We start from the raw sequence: 15,642 nt of genomic DNA, 5'->3' as shown, positions 1-15,642 counted from the left end.
GGCGATCCAAAGAAATGCCGTCCCGCTCTGAATGACAATCGGGTATCAGGCGAAGTACTGGCCGCCATTGGCTGACATGGTCGAGCCGGTGATGAAGCCGGCCTCGTCGGAAGCAAGGAAGACGACGCAGCGCGCGATCTCTTCCGGTTCGCCGAGCCGGCCGACCGGGATCTGCGGGATGATGCGTTCGTTGAGCACCTTCTCGTCGATCGCCTTGACCATTTCGGTCGCGATATAGCCGGGGCAGATGACGTTGACGGTGATGCCCGCGCGAGCCCCTTCTTGAGCAAGAGCCTTACTGAAGCCGATGTCGCCGGCCTTGGCGGCGGAGTAGTTGACCTGGCCGGCCTGGCCCTTCTGGCCGTTGATCGAGGAAATCGTGATGACGCGGCCGAACTTGCGGTCGCGCATGCCGCTCCACAGAGGATGCGTCATGTTGAAGACGCCGGAGAGGTTGGTGTCGATCACTTCCTTCCACTGCGCGGGCGTCATCTTGTGGAACATGGCGTCGCGGGTAATGCCGGCATTGTTGACCAGCACCCCGACCGGACCGAGATCGGCCTCGACCTGCCTGATGCCGGCGGCGCAGGCATCGTAGTCGGCGACGGACCATTTGTAGACCGGGATACCGGTCTCGGCCTTGAATTTCGCGGCCGCCTCGTCATTGCCGGCATAGTTCGCGGCGACCGAATAGCCGGCGTTCTTCAATGCGACCGATATCGCCGCGCCAATGCCGCGCGATCCACCTGTGACGATTGCTACTTTGGACATGTGCTCCTCCCTGTTGGTGGAGGAGCGAATAGGAGTAGCGAATAGCGAGTAGGGATCTATGTCCCGTCGCGCCGACGCCATTTTTCCCTATTCGCTACTCCCAGTTCGCTATTGGCTCAGTTCAGCGCTTCGACGCACAGGGCGATGCCCATGCCGCCGCCGATGCAAAGTGTGGCAAGGCCCCTCTTGGCGCCGCGGCGGCGCATCTCGAACACCAGCGTGTTGAAGACGCGGGCGCCGGAAGCGCCGATCGGATGGCCGATGGCGATGGCGCCGCCATTGACGTTGACGATCGAGGGATCCCAGCCCATGCCCTTGTTGACGGCGCAGGCCTGCGCGGCGAAGGCCTCGTTGGCCTCGACGAGGTCGAGATCCTTGACCGACCAGCCGGCCTTCTCCAGCGCCCGCTTCGAAGCGGGAATAGGTCCGGTGCCCATGATCGCCGGATCGACGCCGGCGGTCGCCCACGAAGCGATGCGCACCAGCGGAGCGATGCCGCGCCGGGCAGCCTCGGCCTCGGTCATCAGCAGCGCGCCGGCGGCGCCGTCATTGATGCCGGAAGCGTTGGCGGCGGTGACCGTACCGTCCTTGTCGAAAGCGGGCTTCAGCTTGGTCATGGCGTCAAGCGTCGCGCCATGACGGATGTATTCGTCCTGGTCGACGACGGTGTCGCCCTTCCTGCCTTTGATGGTGAAAGCGACGATCTCGTCCTTGAACTTGCCAGCCTTCTGCGCGGCTTCCGCCTTGTTCTGCGAAGCGAGCGCGAACTGGTCCTGGTCGTCGCGGGTGATCTGGAACTGGCGGGCGACGTTCTCGGCGGTGTTGCCCATGTGGTAGCCATTGAAGGCATCCCACAGGCCGTCCTTGATCATGGTGTCGATCATCTTGTAGTCGCCCATCTTGACGCCGGCGCGCAGATGCTCGGCATGCGGCGACATCGACATCGATTCCTGGCCGCCGGCGATGATCACCTTGGCGTCGCCGGTGGCGATCTGCTGCATGCCGAGCGCGATCGCGCGCAGGCCCGAGCCGCAAACCTGGTTGAGGCTCCAGGCGGTGGTCTCCTTCGGCAGGCCGGCATTGATCGAGGCCTGGCGCGCCGGGTTCTGGCCCTGCGCGGCGGTCAGCACCTGGCCGAGGATGACCTCGTCGACTTCCGCCGCCTCGACGCTCGCCCGCGCGAGCAATTCCTTGATCACCACGGCGCCGAGCTCATGCGCCGGCGTGGCGGCGAAACTGCCGTTGAAGGAGCCGACCGCGGTGCGGGCGGCGCCGGCGACGACGATTGAATTGGAAGCGGCCATTTTCTTCTCCAGACTTCGAGGGGTCGTATTTTAGGCTATCGTTGAAAACTTTTCTTGCCCGTTCAAGGGGCCAAGTCAAACCGGAAATGGGCATGGCCGCAATGCGCGGCAAGCAGCGCGCGCGCCGGTTGCGGTAACATGACGTTGACCGCGTGGCGGATTTTGCCATGGCCATGCAGCATTAATTGATGCCGCAGTGCACAAACCACTTGGAATTGTGACGCTTTTGCGCATATCCTCGCCAAAGGGCACAATCGTTACCGGCCGCTTACCGCGAGCGCGCCGGTATCCTGGGGAGGATACGGATGGCCGCGAAAGACGACCCGATCGTCATCAAGAAATATGCCAACCGCCGGCTCTACAACACCGGCACAAGCACCTATGTGACGCTCGAGGACTTGGCCGAGATGGTCAAGAAGGGCGAGGAGTTCACGGTCCAGGACGCAAAGACCGGCGACGACATCACTCATCCGGTGCTGACGCAGATCATCTTCGAACTGGAGAACAAGGACGGGCAGAACATGCTGCCGATCCCGTTCCTGCGCCAGCTCATCGCCTTCTATGGCGATCAGATGCAGATGATCGTGCCGAGCTTCCTCGAACAATCGATGATCGCCTTTTCGAAGGAACAGGAGCGTTTCCGCGAGCAGATGAAGGGCGCCTTCGGCAAGTCGCCGATGGACATGATGAAGATGCCGACGCCGATGAAGGCGCTGGAAGAACAGACGCGCCGCAATGTCGAGATGTTCCAGAACGCCATGCGCATGTTCACGCCGTTCCCGTCCGCCGGCGGCAATTCCGCGGCCCCGGCCGAGCCGCCGAAGAAGGAAGAGAAATCCGACGATCTGCAGGAATTGAAGGCCCAGATCGCGGCCATGCAGCGCAAGCTCGACACGATGTCCTGACGGGTGTGCCGCCGCTTGGTGTTGAGATTGGCGGCAAGGCCTATCCCTTCGTCATCCTCGGGCTTGACCCGAGGATCCATGCCGTGACGCCTGCTGAAGGGCACCACGGCGCAGAATTCTGAACCGTAACAACGCCTTAATGGAACGGCATGGATCCTAGGGTCTGCGCGCGTCGCTTCGCTCCTTGCTCCGCCCTAGGATGACGACGTGAGAGACGTTTCCGCTAATCGCAGTTGGCAGCCGCAGCCGTCATCCTCTCTCGTCAGGCCCATCGTAACGCGCGCGCGGCCTGATCAGCCTGTTGCTGGTCACCTGCTCGACGGCATGCGCCGTCCAGCCGACGCTGCGGCCGAGCGCGAACAGGCGGAACGGTGCATCGGCGGGCAGGCGCAGGCTGCGCGTCATCGCGGCGAGAGCGAAATCGATGTTCGGATGTAGCCCGGTCGCGGCAAGAACCGCCTTGCGCAGTCGCAACAGCCCGTCATCGATTCCGAAACCGGCGAAAAGGCCCTCGGCGCGCGGGTCGCCTTCCGGATAGAGCGGATGGCCGAAGCCTGGCAGCGGTCGATCGTGAGCGAGCCAGCGGGCGATCGCCTCATCGGGACCCAGCCGCTCCGCATCCTCGACAAGCGCGATCGCCGCCGCACCGGCTCCACCGTGACGCGGGCCGGTAAGCGTCGCCAGGCCGGCGAGCAGGCAGGCCGCGATCGGCGCGCCGGTGGAGGCCGCGACGCGGGCGGCAAAGGTGGAGGCGTTCAGTTCGTGATCGGCAAGCAGCACCAGCGCCTTGCGGATGAGATCGGCGCCGGCGGCCTCCGCCGACCAGCCCTGCGCCAGCCTTGCATGCACGGGTTCGGAGCCCGGCGTCGCGCCAAGCGCCGTGGCCAGCGCGCTGGTGGCGGCGGCGCCGTCGTGCTGCAGCATGGCCGGCCTACGGCCGAGTGAGGGCCAGCCTTCGGCCGCGAGCGCGGAGAGCCTGGCGAATGCCGTTGGAGTGCCGCTTTGCCGAGCGGCTGAAGGGGTCAGCGAAGCGAACGACGCCGGGGACTCCGAGCCCCACAACAGGGCAGCCGTTTCCTCAAGTGTCGCCGCCGCCGAGAACGCCACCGCATCCTTGCCGCGATAGACGAGGCGGCCATGCAGCACCGTCGAGATGGACGTGGCGATGGCCGGCTCGCCCCAGGCGATGGCGCTTTCGGCTATCGCCTGGGGGCTCCTTCCACGTTCGCGGCGGGTGGTGAGCGCGGCAATGTCGTCGGCGCGGTACTGGCTGCGGCGCGGGTCGGCGTCGTCCGGTTTCATGCCGATACGGCCGCGGCTGACATAGGCATAGAGCGTCTGCGGCCGGACGTTCAGCCGCTCCAGCGCTTGCTCCCGCGTCAGCCATTCCGTCATTTGCCGCCTTACGTTGATTATATTGATCAAGATTGATGCATTGATTGTGCAGCATTAATTGCAATGCACAAAAGGTCAAGGAGACGATCATGGCAAATGGGCTCGATGATGTTGTGGCGGCCGACACGGTGCTTTCGGATGTCGATGGCGCGGGTGGGCATCTCACCATCCGCGGCCATTCGCTGATGGAGCTCGCCGGCCGCTGGCGATATGCGCAAGTGGTCCGGCTGCTGTTCGACGGGTTCTTCGACGACCTGCCAAGCGATGCCGAACTGGAGAAGGCCATCGGCAAGGCGCGGGTGGAGGTATTTGATCGTGTGCGACCGATGCTTACCCAGCTTGCGCCGCTCGACATCTACAGCGGCATGCGGGCCGGCATGGCGATGCTGCCGGACGGTGACGAGCTTGCCGATGCGCTGCGGCTGATCGCGGCGCCAGCGGTGCTGACACCGGCCCTGCTGCGCCTTGGCCGGGGCGAGACGCCAATCGCTCCCGATGCAAAAGCCGATCATGCCGGCGACATGCTGCGGATGCTCGCGGGCACCGCCTCGCCGGCGCTCGCCACGGCGCTGGACAGCTATCTGGTGACGGTCTGCGACCACGGGCTCAACGCCTCGACCTTCGCGACCCGCGTGGTGGCGTCGACGCAGGCCGGACTGACCTCGGCGATCCTGGCCGGGCTCGGCGCGCTGAAAGGCCCGCTGCATGGCGGCGCGCCGGGGCCGGTGATCGCGATGCTGGACGCCATCGAGGCGAGCGGCGATGCAACTGGCTGGCTCAGTGACAAGATCGCGCATGGCGAGCGCATCATGGGCTTTGGCCACCGCATCTACCGTGTGCGCGATCCGCGCGCCGACGCGCTGAAGGCGGTCGTACGGCAGCTCGGTTCGCGCAACGAGAAGAGTGGCGGCGAAACGGGCAGCCGGCTGGCCTTCGCCGAGACGGTGGAACAGGCGGCGCTCGAGGTGCTCAAGATCGCCAAGCCGCAGCGCTCGATCCAGACCAATGTCGAGTTCTATACCGCACTTCTGCTGGAAGCGGTCGGCTTCCCGAAAGAGGCATTCTCCAACGTCTTTGCCGCCGGCCGCGTCGCCGGCTGGACCGCGCACGCGCGCGAGCAGCAGGCGACCGGACGACTGATCAGGCCGCAGTCGCGCTATGTCGGGCCGATGCCCGATCTGGTAGCTTGAGCTTGGTTCCTCTCCCCACTTCGTACCCACTGCGTGGGGCGAGGAAAGAAGTTTCCATGGCCGAAATTTCAACCGATCACGCCACCGTGTTCGTGTTCTTGCCTTGGTTCGCCCTTATATGCTGCACTGCAACATAAGCTGACGGCAACTGCTTCGCGTCTGTGACGTGGGGGCAGGCCGACGCATCAAGACAAGGACAACGCCATGGCGAAGAACGGCAAGGCGGAGGAAAAGAAGAAGATCAACGTAGCGCTGCAGGGCGGCGGCTCGCATGGCGCCTTTTCCTGGGGCGTGCTCGACCGTCTGCTCGAGGATGGGCGGCTGGACATCGCGGCGGTGTCCGGCACCAGTGCCGGCGCGATGAACGCGGTGGCGCTGGCCGACGGCTTCGTGCGCGGCGGCGTCGAGGGCGCCCGCCGAAAGCTCGACGATTTCTGGCGGGCGGTGGCCTCGAAGGGCCGTTTCAGCCCGGTGCAGCGCATGCCGTGGGATGTGGTCTGGGGCAACTGGTCGATCGAGAACACGCCCGGCTATGTCTTCTTCGACACCATGTCGCGGGTGTTTTCTCCCTATGTCGCCAACCCGCTCGGCCTCAATCCGCTACGCGATGTGGTGCAAAGGGAGATCGACTTCAACAATGTGCGCGCCTGCAAGTCGATGGAACTGTTCATCTCGGCGACCAATGTCGAGACCGGGCAGCTGCGCGTCTTCTCCGACGGCGAGATCGACCTCGACACGGTGATGGCCTCGGCCTGCCTGCCGCAGCTGTTCCAGGCGGTCGAGATCAAGGGCGTACCCTATTGGGACGGCGGCTATGGCGGCAACCCGGCGCTCTATCCGTTCTTCAAGACGGCGGCCACCGAGGACGTGCTTCTGGTGCAGATCAATCCCGTGGTGCGCGAAGGCACGCCCAAAAGCGCCAACGAGATCCAGAACCGCATCGACGAGATCACCTTCAACGCCGGGCTCTTGCGCGAATTCCGCTCGATCGCCTTCGTCAAGGAATTGATCGCGGCCGGCCGCCTGCCGCATGGCGAATATCGCGACATCCGCATGCACCGCATCGATGCCGACGAGGCGTTCAAGGACCTGTCGGCATCGTCCAAGGTCAATGCCGAATGGGCTTTCATCGCCTATTTGCGCGACCTCGGCCGAAGCGCTGCCAGCGACTGGCTGGAGGAAAACTACGACGCCGTCGGCCAGCGGGCTACACTCGATCTTTCGGGCGAGCTCGACGACGGCTTCAAGCCGCTGCACGGCCCGGCGCCGGGTCGGCGGGTCAAGGAATTCCTCGCGGCGCGGATCAAGCCGGAATCCGCGCGGCGGCGGGCTTAGAGCGGCCTCCCTACCTGTCAGCAAGTCAGTCTCGACTGTCAGGATCTTCCCCAGCGGAACCGGCGAGGCGCTGGATCACGCCTTCGGCGCGATGTAGTCTTACGTCGACGTAAACGGGAGGTAGCGATGCTGCAGACCAGACAGAACGCTCTCGGGGTCAGGTTTGAAGCGCAGTGCAGGGCCTTCGAGAAGGAACCTTTCCCGACGCTGGACGTGCGCAGGGACCGGCTGAAGCGCCTGCTGGCGCTCACCGAAAAGCACGAGGCCGAGATCTGCGCGGCGATCGACAGTGATTTTTCCGCCCGCGCGGCCCAGGAAACGCGGCTTGCCGAATTGTTCGTCGTGCGCGCCGGAATCAGGCATGCGCTGTCGCATCTCAGCGCCTGGATGCGCGAGCGCGGCGTCGCCACCAGCCTGCCGTTCCTGCCCGGCCGCAACCGCCTGCTGCCGCAGCCGCTCGGCGTCGTCGGCATCGTGTCGCCCTGGAACTATCCCTTCCAGCTCGCCATCGCGCCGGCGACCGCGGCTTTGGCCGCCGGCAACCGCGTGCTGATCAAGCCGTCGGAGCTGACGCCGAAATTTTCGGACCTGCTGGCCAGCCTGGTCGAGACATATTTCGCCGCCGACGAGGTCAGCGTGATGGTCGGCGATGCCGAGGTCGGCAAGGCGTTCGTGTCGCTGCCTTTCGACCACCTCCTGTTCACGGGCTCGACCGCCGTCGGCCGCCAGGTGGCGCTGGCCGCGGCCGCCAATCTGACACCGGTGACGCTCGAGCTCGGCGGCAAGTCGCCGGCGATCTTCGATCCGTCCTGCGATCTCGACGCGGCGGTCGCCAGCGTCTCCTATGGCAAGCTGCTCAATGCCGGCCAGACCTGCATCGCGCCGGACTATCTCATGGTCCCGCAAGGCCATGGCGCGGCGGTTGCTGCAAAGTTCGCGGCTGCAATCGCGAAGCTCTATCCGCGCCTGCGCGACAACCCGGACTATACGGCCATCGTCAGCGAGCGACATCATCGGCGGCTGAGCGACATGGTCGCCGAGGCGCGCGACAGCGGCGCCGAAATCACCGAGGTCAATCCGGCGAACGAGAAGCTCGGCGTCACCGACCGCAAGATGGCGCCGGTGCTGGTCCGCAATGCCGGGGAGAGTTTGCGGCTGATGCGCGAGGAGATTTTCGGGCCGGTGCTGCCGATCGTCGAATATGGCACGGTGGTCGAGGCCATCGATCATGTGAACCGGGGCGAACGTCCGCTGGCGCTCTACTGGTTCGGCAGCGACAGCGCCAATCGCCAGAAGGTGATGCAGGAAACCGTGGCCGGCGGCGTCACGGTCAATGACTGCATGATGCACCTGGTGCAGGAGCGGCAGCCCTTCGGCGGCGTCGGCGACAGCGGCACGGGCGCCTATCACGGCGAATGGGGCTTTCGCACCTTCAGCAAGGAAAAGCCGATCTTCATCCAGTCGAAGCTCAGCGCAGGCGGCCTGCTCCGCCCGCCCTATGGCAGGACCTTCGAGCGGATATTCCGGCTGCTGAACCTCATCACCTGACAGCTTCAATCCGAGAATGGCGGGGCAAGACTGCGCCCCAAACTGGCAATCGCCGTCGCCTATGGAAGTTCTCTGCATCATCCTGACGGCTGCTGCCAGTAACCGCGGGGAAGGATAGAAAATTATCGGCGTGCCCGCAAAAGCGGCGGTCGGCTGGCAGAAAAGCCCGTATTTGTCGAGCTATTGCGTTCCATGATGCAATGCTCATGCAACTTTTCCGACTATATTGCGCCGCAACTTTCAGGTAGAAGGCGCACTTCGCCTATCACGGCAAATTGAACTGGACCCTCGGCGCACCCATATCGGCCGCGCGCCCGAAGTCGGGAGCGCCGACCTCGCCAGGTCCTGCAACGGAAAAATGACGATGCCGAAATTCAGGTTTCACAAGCTTGCAGCCATTGCTGTGCTCATCGGATTCGCGGCCTGGATGGGAACGGGCGAGTTTTCGTCCGTCGGCAGCGCCGCCGACAAGTCGGTTACCAAGCACACTGACGCCGGCAAGCCGGCGCAGCCTGAAGCCGGGAAGCCGAACACGGCGAAAGCCGAGCCCAAGGCCGCGCCGCGTACCGTCGCTGTGGTGACGCCGCCGCGCAAGACCTATGCACGCGCCATCCGCATCTCCGGCCTCACCGAGCCCGACAAGCGCGCCGTGCTGGCGACGCGGGTTGCCGGCGTCATCGAAAAGCTGCCGGTCAAGCAGGGCGATCACGTCAAGACCGGCGACCTGGTGCTGATGCTCGCGGCCGAGGAAAAGATCTCGATGGTCGACAACGCCAAGCAGCTTGTCGTGCAGCGCAAGGCCGAGCTCGATGCCGCGGAGCGGCTGGCCAAGACCGGCAACCTGCCGAAGCTGCAGCTCGACACCGCCCGCTCCAATCTGACGCTCGCGCAATCCCAGCTGGATACCGCGCAGGCCGAACTCGACCGCAACGAGGTCAAGGCCCCGTTCGACGGCGTCATCGACCGCATTCCGGTGGAACTCGGCAGTTCGGTGATGCAGGGCGGCGAGGTGGCGACGATCCTGAAGCTCGACCCGGTGATCGCGCGCGGCGAGATCAGCGAGCGCGACCTGCGCTACGTCAAGATCGGCGACGAAGCCGATGTTCGCCTGGTCAACGACCAGAAGGTCACCGGCACGGTTCGCTACATCAGCCGCGATGCCTCGTCGCAGACCCGTACCTTCCGCGTCGAGGTGGCGATCCCCAATGGCGACGGCTCGATCCCCGCCGGCATGACGGCCGAGATCGCGCTCAGCGCCGAGCCGACCGACGCGGTCATGCTGCCGCGCTCGGTGGTGACGCTGGGCGACAAGGGCGACCTCGGCATCCGCGCCGTCGGCAAGGACGACAAGGTAGCGTTCTTCCCGATCGACCTGGTCGACGACACGCCGCACGGCCTGGTGCTGGGCGGCATCCCGCAAGACGCGCGCATCATCGTCGCCGGCCAGGAACTGGTGAAGGAAGGCGATCCGGTGAAGCCCGTCGAGGCCGACCAGGCGACCATCAGCAAGCTGATCGGCGAAGCCACCGCCGGCACACAGTAAGCACGACGCGCCTTTGCCGGGGCAGCCCGGCGGCGGCCAGTTCGCAGCCCGAGGAATAACAGGCCGAAGTCATGGATATCGTCAGACTCGCCATCAACAATGCCCGCCTCACAATATCGGCGTTGATGTTCCTGCTTGTCGCAGGCTGGGTCGCCTACCAGTCGACACCGAAGGAAGCGGAGCCCGACGTTCCGATTCCGATGATGTATGTCAGCCTGATCTATCAGGGCATCTCGCCGGAGGATTCCGAACGCCTGCTGCTGCGGCCGATGGAAAGCAAGCTCAAGAGCCTCAAGGGGCTCAAGGAGATGCGCTCGGCTGCCTTCCAGGGCGGCGGCTACGTGCTGGTCGAATTCCAGCCGCAGACCGACCTGGCGACGGCGCTGCAGGATACGCGCAGCAAGGTGCAGGACGCCAAGGCCGACCTGCCGCAGGCGGCCGAGGAGCCGACGGTCAACGAGGTCAACGTCTCGGAATTTCCGGTCCTCGTCGTCACACTTTCCGGCGATGTGCCGGAGCGTGTGCTGACCGCAGCGGCGCGCGAGCTGCGCGACCGCATCGAGGAGGTGCCCGGCGTGCTCGAAGGCTCGCTGCAGGGCGCGCGCGACGACCTCGTCGAGGTCGTCATCGACCCGGTGAAGCTCTCCTCCTACGGTCTGCAGCTCGACCAGGTGATCCAGGGCGTCGCCGCGTCCAACAGCCTGGTCGCGGCCGGCAATCTCGAAGGTTCGGAGGGCAAATACGCAGTCAAGGTGCCGTCGCTGATCGTGACGCCGGAGGACGTCGCCAACCTGCCGGTGGTCGCGACGCCGAATGCCGTCGTGCAGGCCAAGGACGTCGCCACCGTCCGCTCGACCTTCAAGGACGCCGAGACGGTCACTCGCCTCGACGGCAAGCCGGCGATCGCCATCGAAGTGAAGAAGCGCATCGGCGCCAATCTGATCGACACGCTGACCCATGTCAGGCAGGTCTCCGACGCCTTCATCAAGACCATGCCGGAAGGCATGCACGTCACCTACACGCAGGACAAGTCGGTCTTCGTCAACCAGCTGCTGGGCGACCTGCAGAACCATGTGATGATTGCGGTCATCCTGGTGTTCATCGTCATCCTCTACGCGCTGTCGGGGCGCGCTTCGCTGCTCATCGGGCTTGCCATCCCGTCATCGTTCCTGATGGGCATCCTGCTGCTCGCCATGATGGGCTACACGATCAACATGATCGTGCTGTTCAGCCTCATCCTGGCCGTCGGCATGCTGGTGGACGACGCCATCATCGTCACCGAATTCGCCGAGCGGCGCATGAGCGAGGGCATGCCGAAGGCGGACGCCTTCGCGCTGGCCGCCAAGCGCATGGCCGGCCCGGTCATCGCGGCAACGATGACGCGCATCGCCGCCTTCTCGCCGCTGCTGTTCTGGCCCGGCATCATCGGCGACTTCATGAAGTACATGCCGATCACGCTGATCGTGACGCTGTCGGCCTCGATGCTCTACGCGCTGGTCTTCGCGCCGACGCTGGGCGCGATCTTCGCCAAGGCGCCGGCGCATCACGAGGACGATCATCGCGACGGCTGGTATATGGCGATCGTGAAGCAGGCGGTGCGCTTCCCGATCACCGTCATCGTGCTCACCGTCGCCCTTCTAGTCGGCGTCGGCTTCGCCTATTCGAAATATGGCGCCGGCGTCGAATTCTTCCCCAGCGTCGAACCGGATTACGGCCTGCTCTATGTGCATGCCCGCGGCAACCTTTCGCTTGCCGAAATGGACGCCGCGACCAAGACGGCGGAGAACCGCCTGCTCGGCTGGCCGGGGGTGAAGTCGGTCTATACGCGCGTCGGCAAGACGCAAGGCGGCGGCCAGGACGTTCCAGAAGACGTGGTCGGCGTGATCCAGTACGAGTTCGTCGACTGGCGCGAGCGCAAATCCGCCAACCAGATCCTCGACGATCTGCGCGCGGTGATGGCGGGCATTCCCGGCGTCGATGTCGAGGTGCGCGTGCCGGAAGCTGGGCCGCCGACCGGCAAGCCGATCCAGATCAGGCTGTCGGCCGCCGACCCGGCCGGGCTTGACGACAAGGCGCGCGCGGTGGCTGCGCGGATCGCCAAGGTGCCCAACGTCATCGACATTTCGGACGGCCTACCACCGCCCGGCGTCGACTGGGCGCTCGAGGTGGACCGCGCCAAGGCGGCGCAATACGGCATCAGCCCGACGTCGGTCGGTACAGTGGTGCAACTGGTCACCAACGGCCTCAAGCTCTCGGAATACCGGCCGGCCGGCGCCGACAAGGCGGTCGACATCCGGCTCCGCCTGCCCGAAGACCGGCGCACGCTGTCGACGCTCGACGAACTCCGGGTGCAGACCTCGCAGGGTTCGGTGCCGATCTCGAACTTCGTCGTGCGCAAGCCCGAGCCGACCGTCGGCATCCTGAACCGCATCGACGGCGCGCGCACCGTGGTCGTGCAGGCCAATGTCAATGCCGGCGCGCAGGTCGCGGCGGTGCAGGAGCAGGTCACCAAGGCCGTTGCCGACATGGATCTCGGCAGCGGCATCCGCTGGAAGCTTGCCGGCTCCAACGAGGACAGCGCGGAAGCCAGCGCCTTCCTCGGCAAGGCCTTCGGCGCGGCACTCTTCCTGATCTTCCTGGTGCTGCTGGCGCAGTTCAACAAGTTCACCAGCGTATGGCTTGTCTTGTCCTGCGTGGTCATGGCGACGATCGGCGTGTTCCTCGGATTGCTTTTGACGGGCGAGGCCTTCGGCATCGTCATGTCTGGCATCGGCGTCATCGCGCTCGCCGGCGTGGTGGTGAACAACAACATCGTGCTCATCGACACCTATGACCGGCTGCGCGAGGAGGGCTGGGACAAGATGGACGCGGTGCTGCAGACCTGCCGCGAGCGCGCCCGGCCGGTGGTGCTGACGGCGGTGTCGGCCATTCTCGGCGTGCTGCCGATCGCCTTCGGCCTCGGCCTGGAAATCTTCCATCACGAGACGACGATCAACGCGCCGTCGACGCAGTGGTGGATTTCGCTGTCCTCGGCGATCGTCTTCGGCCTGTCTTTCGCCACCTTGCTGACGCTGGTGGTGACGCCGTCGATGCTGATGGTGTTCACCCGCGCCAAGGTGAAGCCCGGCCAGCGGCGCAACTGGCTCGGCCGCCTGTTCCGGCGCGGCAAGGGCAAGGTAGCGACCGACGAACCGGCCAGCGAGGCAGGCGTCGAACCGGCGGTCGCCTTCCCGAAGGCCGCGGAATAGAGCGGTTTCACAACCCCAAGGATAAAAAGCCGCCCGGGAACAACCGGGCGGCTTTTTGCATTGTCCCCTCAAGTTCGATTAGACGGCGAGGGTTTCTCATGACCATCACGACACTTCTCGTAATAATCCTGATCCTGATCTTGATCGGCGCCGTACCGGCCTGGCCGCATTCGCGCTCCTGGGGCTATGGGCCGTCCGGTATCGTCGGTGTCATCCTGATCGTGCTGATGATCCTCCTGCTCATGGGCAGGATCTGATCAGGCGGCCCGGCGCGCGGGCTCCACGGCAATGTCGATATCCCGCATGGCCTCCTTCACGGCCTTGTCGAGCGGGGTGCGCGGGATTTCGCCGATGACCTCTTCCAGCCGCGTCGAGACCAGCCGGTGCGCCTCGAAGCGCAGATAGGACATCGAGACGATCTCGCGCCACATGGCCACGAACGGGCTGCCGGCGCGCAGCACCCACCAGGGCATGAAGCTGAGCTTAAGCTTGCGGCCCAGCGCCTTCTCGGCCGCGGCCTTGATGTCGAGGTCGGTGATGGCGTGGCCGGGGAAGTTGATGGCCTCGTAGAAGCCGAGCTTGTCGAGGTTGCGAGCCAGGCCGACGAAGCCGACGGCGAAGTCCGGCAGGTAGGCCCATTCATGGGTAAGGTCGGCCGGGCCGGGCGCGGTGTAGACGCCCTTCTCCATCTTGGCGGCGACGACGAGGTCGAACCAGGAGCCGCTGCCGGTGCCGCCGAAGAAATCGCCGGCGCGCAGGACAATGGTGCGCACCCCGCCGGCCTCGGCCTCACCGCGGAACAGGTTTTCCATGGCGCAGCGGATGCGGCCCTTTTCGGTGGTAGGATGGAACGGCGTCTCCTCGGTGATCACCTGCGGCATCGGCGAGCCGTAATTGTAGACGGTGCCGGGGAAGAGATGCAGCGTGTTGTTCGCGCGGCAGGCGGCCATGACGTTCTGGGCCATCGGCATGCATTTGGCCCAGTCGGTGTAGACCGGGTTCAGGCCGTTGAAGATGATGTCGACGCCTTCGGTGGCGCGGACCAGGGATTCGCGGTCCAGCGCATCGCCGGCAACGGCGATAGCGCCCTTGAGCTCTGCCGGCACCTTGCCGGTGCGGGTGACGGCGCGGACCTCGAAGCCGGCGTCGATGAAAGCCTTGCCAACCACGCGGCCGAGCCGGCCATTGGCGCCGAGGATTGCGATCTTGGTCATTGTTCGTCTCCGTTGTCTGTGTCTGCCCGGCTAATCTGATGCCTTCACGAGTGAATTGAAATTGACTAAGACTGGCGATCTGTTATTCAAAAATGAATGAAAGAATTCGACTGGAATCTGGTCAAGAGCTTCGTCGCGGTCGCCGAGACCGGCAGTCTTTCGGCCGCTGCGCGCAGGCTTGCGGCCAGCCAGCCCACGCTCGGCCGCCATATCGCCGAGCTGGAGCAGGCGCTTGGTGTCATCCTGTTCCGGCGCGGGCGGCGCGGCTACGAACTGACCGAGGCGGGCAGCACGCTCTACGAGCGCGGCCGGGCGGTCAGCGAGCAGGCCAATGCATTCTCGCTGCTGGCGCTGGGTTCGGTCGAGGCGATCGAGGGCACGGTGCGCATCGCCGCCTCGGAGGTGGTCGCTGCCTTCGTTCTGCCGCAGATGATGGCGCGGCTTGGCGAGGAGGAACCGGGCATCGAGGTCGAGATCGTCGCCTCGAACCAGGTCGAGAACCTGCTGCGCCGCGATGCCGACATCGCCATCCGCATGGTCAGGCCGGCCCAGAACGAGTTGGTGGCGCGCAAGGTCACCGACATCGCGCTCTGCCTATGCGCGGCCAGTTCCTATCTCGACCGGCGCGGTCGTCCCGAGACACCCGCCGACCTTGCCGATCATGCCTTGGTCGGCTTCGACCGCAGCGACGAGATCATTCGCGGCTTCACCTCGTTCGGCATTCCCGTCGCGCGCGGCCATTTCCGTTTCAGGACCGACAACCAGATCGTGCTGTGGGAAGCAGTGCGGACCGGCAATGGGGTTGGCTTTGGCCAGGAGCCGCTGGTCGACCGGGACCCGGACATGGAGAAGCTATTACTCGACGTGCCGCTGCCCATCCTGCCGGTGTGGCTCGCCATGCATCGCGACGTGCGCAGCAGCATGCGCATCCGCCGCGTGGCGGATTTCCTGCATGAAGAGCTGAAGCGCTATTCGGCCGGCGCCGGCTAGAGCATGATGCCGAAAAGTGTGAAGCGGTTTTCGGACGACATCATGCTCTATTTCTCTGATCCTAAAGCGCGTCGCGCTGAACCGGGTTCAGGCGACGCGCTTTAACAGGTTGCTGAAAAAGTCGTGCACCGACTGCCAAGCAAGTCGGAATTGGAGTCCAAACGAGAATCGAAAAGCGAACAAAACAGAATCAAAGCCA

Annotated in this window: 12 protein-coding genes; 8 read left to right on the top strand and 4 right to left on the bottom strand. The window is 64.9% G+C overall.

Annotated features, from left to right (window positions below):
* Positions 1 to 45: 45 nt before the first annotated feature.
* Complete coding sequence (phbB, locus tag ACWGS9_RS18560; RefSeq protein ID WP_454506621.1) at positions 46 to 771, bottom strand: acetoacetyl-CoA reductase; 726 nt, start codon at positions 769 to 771, stop codon at positions 46 to 48.
* A 116-nt stretch (positions 772 to 887) separates the two neighbouring features.
* Positions 888 to 2,075: an acetyl-CoA C-acetyltransferase gene (locus tag ACWGS9_RS18555; protein ID WP_454506620.1), complete on the bottom strand. Its 1,188-nt coding sequence runs from the start codon at positions 2,073 to 2,075 to the stop codon at positions 888 to 890.
* Positions 2,076 to 2,380: 305 nt separating this feature from the next.
* Here ACWGS9_RS18555 and phaR point away from each other — a divergent pair, with 305 nt between their 5' ends.
* On the top strand, positions 2,381 to 2,980 hold the full coding sequence (phaR, locus tag ACWGS9_RS18550; RefSeq protein WP_320215571.1) for a polyhydroxyalkanoate synthesis repressor PhaR: 600 nt from the start codon (positions 2,381 to 2,383) through the stop codon (positions 2,978 to 2,980).
* 249 nt (positions 2,981 to 3,229) lie between these two features.
* Here phaR and ACWGS9_RS18545 read toward each other — a convergent pair whose 3' ends face one another.
* The gene (locus tag ACWGS9_RS18545; RefSeq protein ID WP_454506619.1) at positions 3,230 to 4,375 is read right to left on the bottom strand and encodes a citrate synthase; all 1,146 of its coding nucleotides are present in this window, start codon (positions 4,373 to 4,375) and stop codon (positions 3,230 to 3,232) included.
* 89 nt (positions 4,376 to 4,464) lie between these two features.
* On the opposite strand from ACWGS9_RS18545, the gene ACWGS9_RS18540 reads away from it, so the two are divergent.
* The 6 genes from ACWGS9_RS18540 (at position 4,465) to ACWGS9_RS18515 (ending at position 13,496) form a co-directional block, all read left to right on the top strand.
* Positions 4,465 to 5,565: a citrate synthase/methylcitrate synthase gene (locus ACWGS9_RS18540; RefSeq protein WP_454506618.1), complete on the top strand. Its 1,101-nt coding sequence runs from the start codon at positions 4,465 to 4,467 to the stop codon at positions 5,563 to 5,565.
* A 204-nt stretch (positions 5,566 to 5,769) separates the two neighbouring features.
* Positions 5,770 to 6,900, top strand: a complete 1,131-nt coding sequence (locus ACWGS9_RS18535; protein ID WP_454506617.1) for a patatin-like phospholipase family protein — start codon at positions 5,770 to 5,772, stop codon at positions 6,898 to 6,900.
* Between the two features lie 126 nt (positions 6,901 to 7,026).
* Complete coding sequence (locus tag ACWGS9_RS18530; protein ID WP_454506616.1) at positions 7,027 to 8,448, top strand: coniferyl aldehyde dehydrogenase; 1,422 nt, start codon at positions 7,027 to 7,029, stop codon at positions 8,446 to 8,448.
* 364 nt (positions 8,449 to 8,812) lie between these two features.
* Positions 8,813 to 9,991, top strand: a complete 1,179-nt coding sequence (locus ACWGS9_RS18525) for an efflux RND transporter periplasmic adaptor subunit (RefSeq protein ID WP_454506615.1) — start codon at positions 8,813 to 8,815, stop codon at positions 9,989 to 9,991.
* Positions 9,992 to 10,062: 71 nt separating this feature from the next.
* A complete protein-coding gene (locus ACWGS9_RS18520) occupies positions 10,063 to 13,239 on the top strand; it encodes an efflux RND transporter permease subunit (RefSeq protein ID WP_454506614.1) in 3,177 nt (1,058 codons plus the stop codon).
* Positions 13,240 to 13,337: 98 nt separating this feature from the next.
* Positions 13,338 to 13,496: a DUF3309 family protein gene (locus ACWGS9_RS18515; protein ID WP_454506613.1), complete on the top strand. Its 159-nt coding sequence runs from the start codon at positions 13,338 to 13,340 to the stop codon at positions 13,494 to 13,496.
* Here ACWGS9_RS18515 and ACWGS9_RS18510 read toward each other — a convergent pair whose 3' ends face one another.
* Positions 13,497 to 14,453 carry an SDR family oxidoreductase gene (locus ACWGS9_RS18510; protein ID WP_454506612.1) on the bottom strand — a complete coding sequence of 319 codons (957 nt, stop codon included), beginning with the start codon at positions 14,451 to 14,453 and terminating at the stop codon, positions 13,497 to 13,499. It abuts the gene before it with no gap.
* Positions 14,454 to 14,549: 96 nt separating this feature from the next.
* Between ACWGS9_RS18510 and ACWGS9_RS18505 the strand changes: the two genes are divergently transcribed.
* Entirely contained in the window at positions 14,550 to 15,443 is an 894-nt protein-coding gene (locus ACWGS9_RS18505; RefSeq protein ID WP_454506611.1) for a LysR family transcriptional regulator, read from the top strand.
* Positions 15,444 to 15,642: the final 199 nt, after the last annotated feature.

Source organism: Mesorhizobium sp. Arg314 (assembly GCF_053714275.1).
The sequence above is the reverse complement of the archived record's forward strand: the minus strand, read 5'-3'. Positions and strand labels throughout refer to the sequence as shown.

What these genes read in the sequence shown, in the direction of transcription:
- phbB (WP_454506621.1), bottom strand. Translation starts at nt 771, where the DNA reads ATGTCCAAAGTAGCAATCGTCACAGGTGGATCGCGCGGCATTGGCGCG.
- ACWGS9_RS18555 (WP_454506620.1), bottom strand. Translation starts at nt 2,075, where the DNA reads ATGGCCGCTTCCAATTCAATCGTCGTCGCCGGCGCCGCCCGCACCGCG.
- phaR (WP_320215571.1), top strand. Translation starts at nt 2,381, where the DNA reads ATGGCCGCGAAAGACGACCCGATCGTCATCAAGAAATATGCCAACCGC.
- ACWGS9_RS18545 (WP_454506619.1), bottom strand. Translation starts at nt 4,375, where the DNA reads ATGACGGAATGGCTGACGCGGGAGCAAGCGCTGGAGCGGCTGAACGTC.
- ACWGS9_RS18540 (WP_454506618.1), top strand. Translation starts at nt 4,465, where the DNA reads ATGGCAAATGGGCTCGATGATGTTGTGGCGGCCGACACGGTGCTTTCG.
- ACWGS9_RS18535 (WP_454506617.1), top strand. Translation starts at nt 5,770, where the DNA reads ATGGCGAAGAACGGCAAGGCGGAGGAAAAGAAGAAGATCAACGTAGCG.
- ACWGS9_RS18530 (WP_454506616.1), top strand. Translation starts at nt 7,027, where the DNA reads ATGCTGCAGACCAGACAGAACGCTCTCGGGGTCAGGTTTGAAGCGCAG.
- ACWGS9_RS18525 (WP_454506615.1), top strand. Translation starts at nt 8,813, where the DNA reads ATGCCGAAATTCAGGTTTCACAAGCTTGCAGCCATTGCTGTGCTCATC.
- ACWGS9_RS18520 (WP_454506614.1), top strand. Translation starts at nt 10,063, where the DNA reads ATGGATATCGTCAGACTCGCCATCAACAATGCCCGCCTCACAATATCG.
- ACWGS9_RS18515 (WP_454506613.1), top strand. Translation starts at nt 13,338, where the DNA reads ATGACCATCACGACACTTCTCGTAATAATCCTGATCCTGATCTTGATC.
- ACWGS9_RS18510 (WP_454506612.1), bottom strand. Translation starts at nt 14,453, where the DNA reads ATGACCAAGATCGCAATCCTCGGCGCCAATGGCCGGCTCGGCCGCGTG.
- ACWGS9_RS18505 (WP_454506611.1), top strand. Translation starts at nt 14,550, where the DNA reads ATGAAAGAATTCGACTGGAATCTGGTCAAGAGCTTCGTCGCGGTCGCC.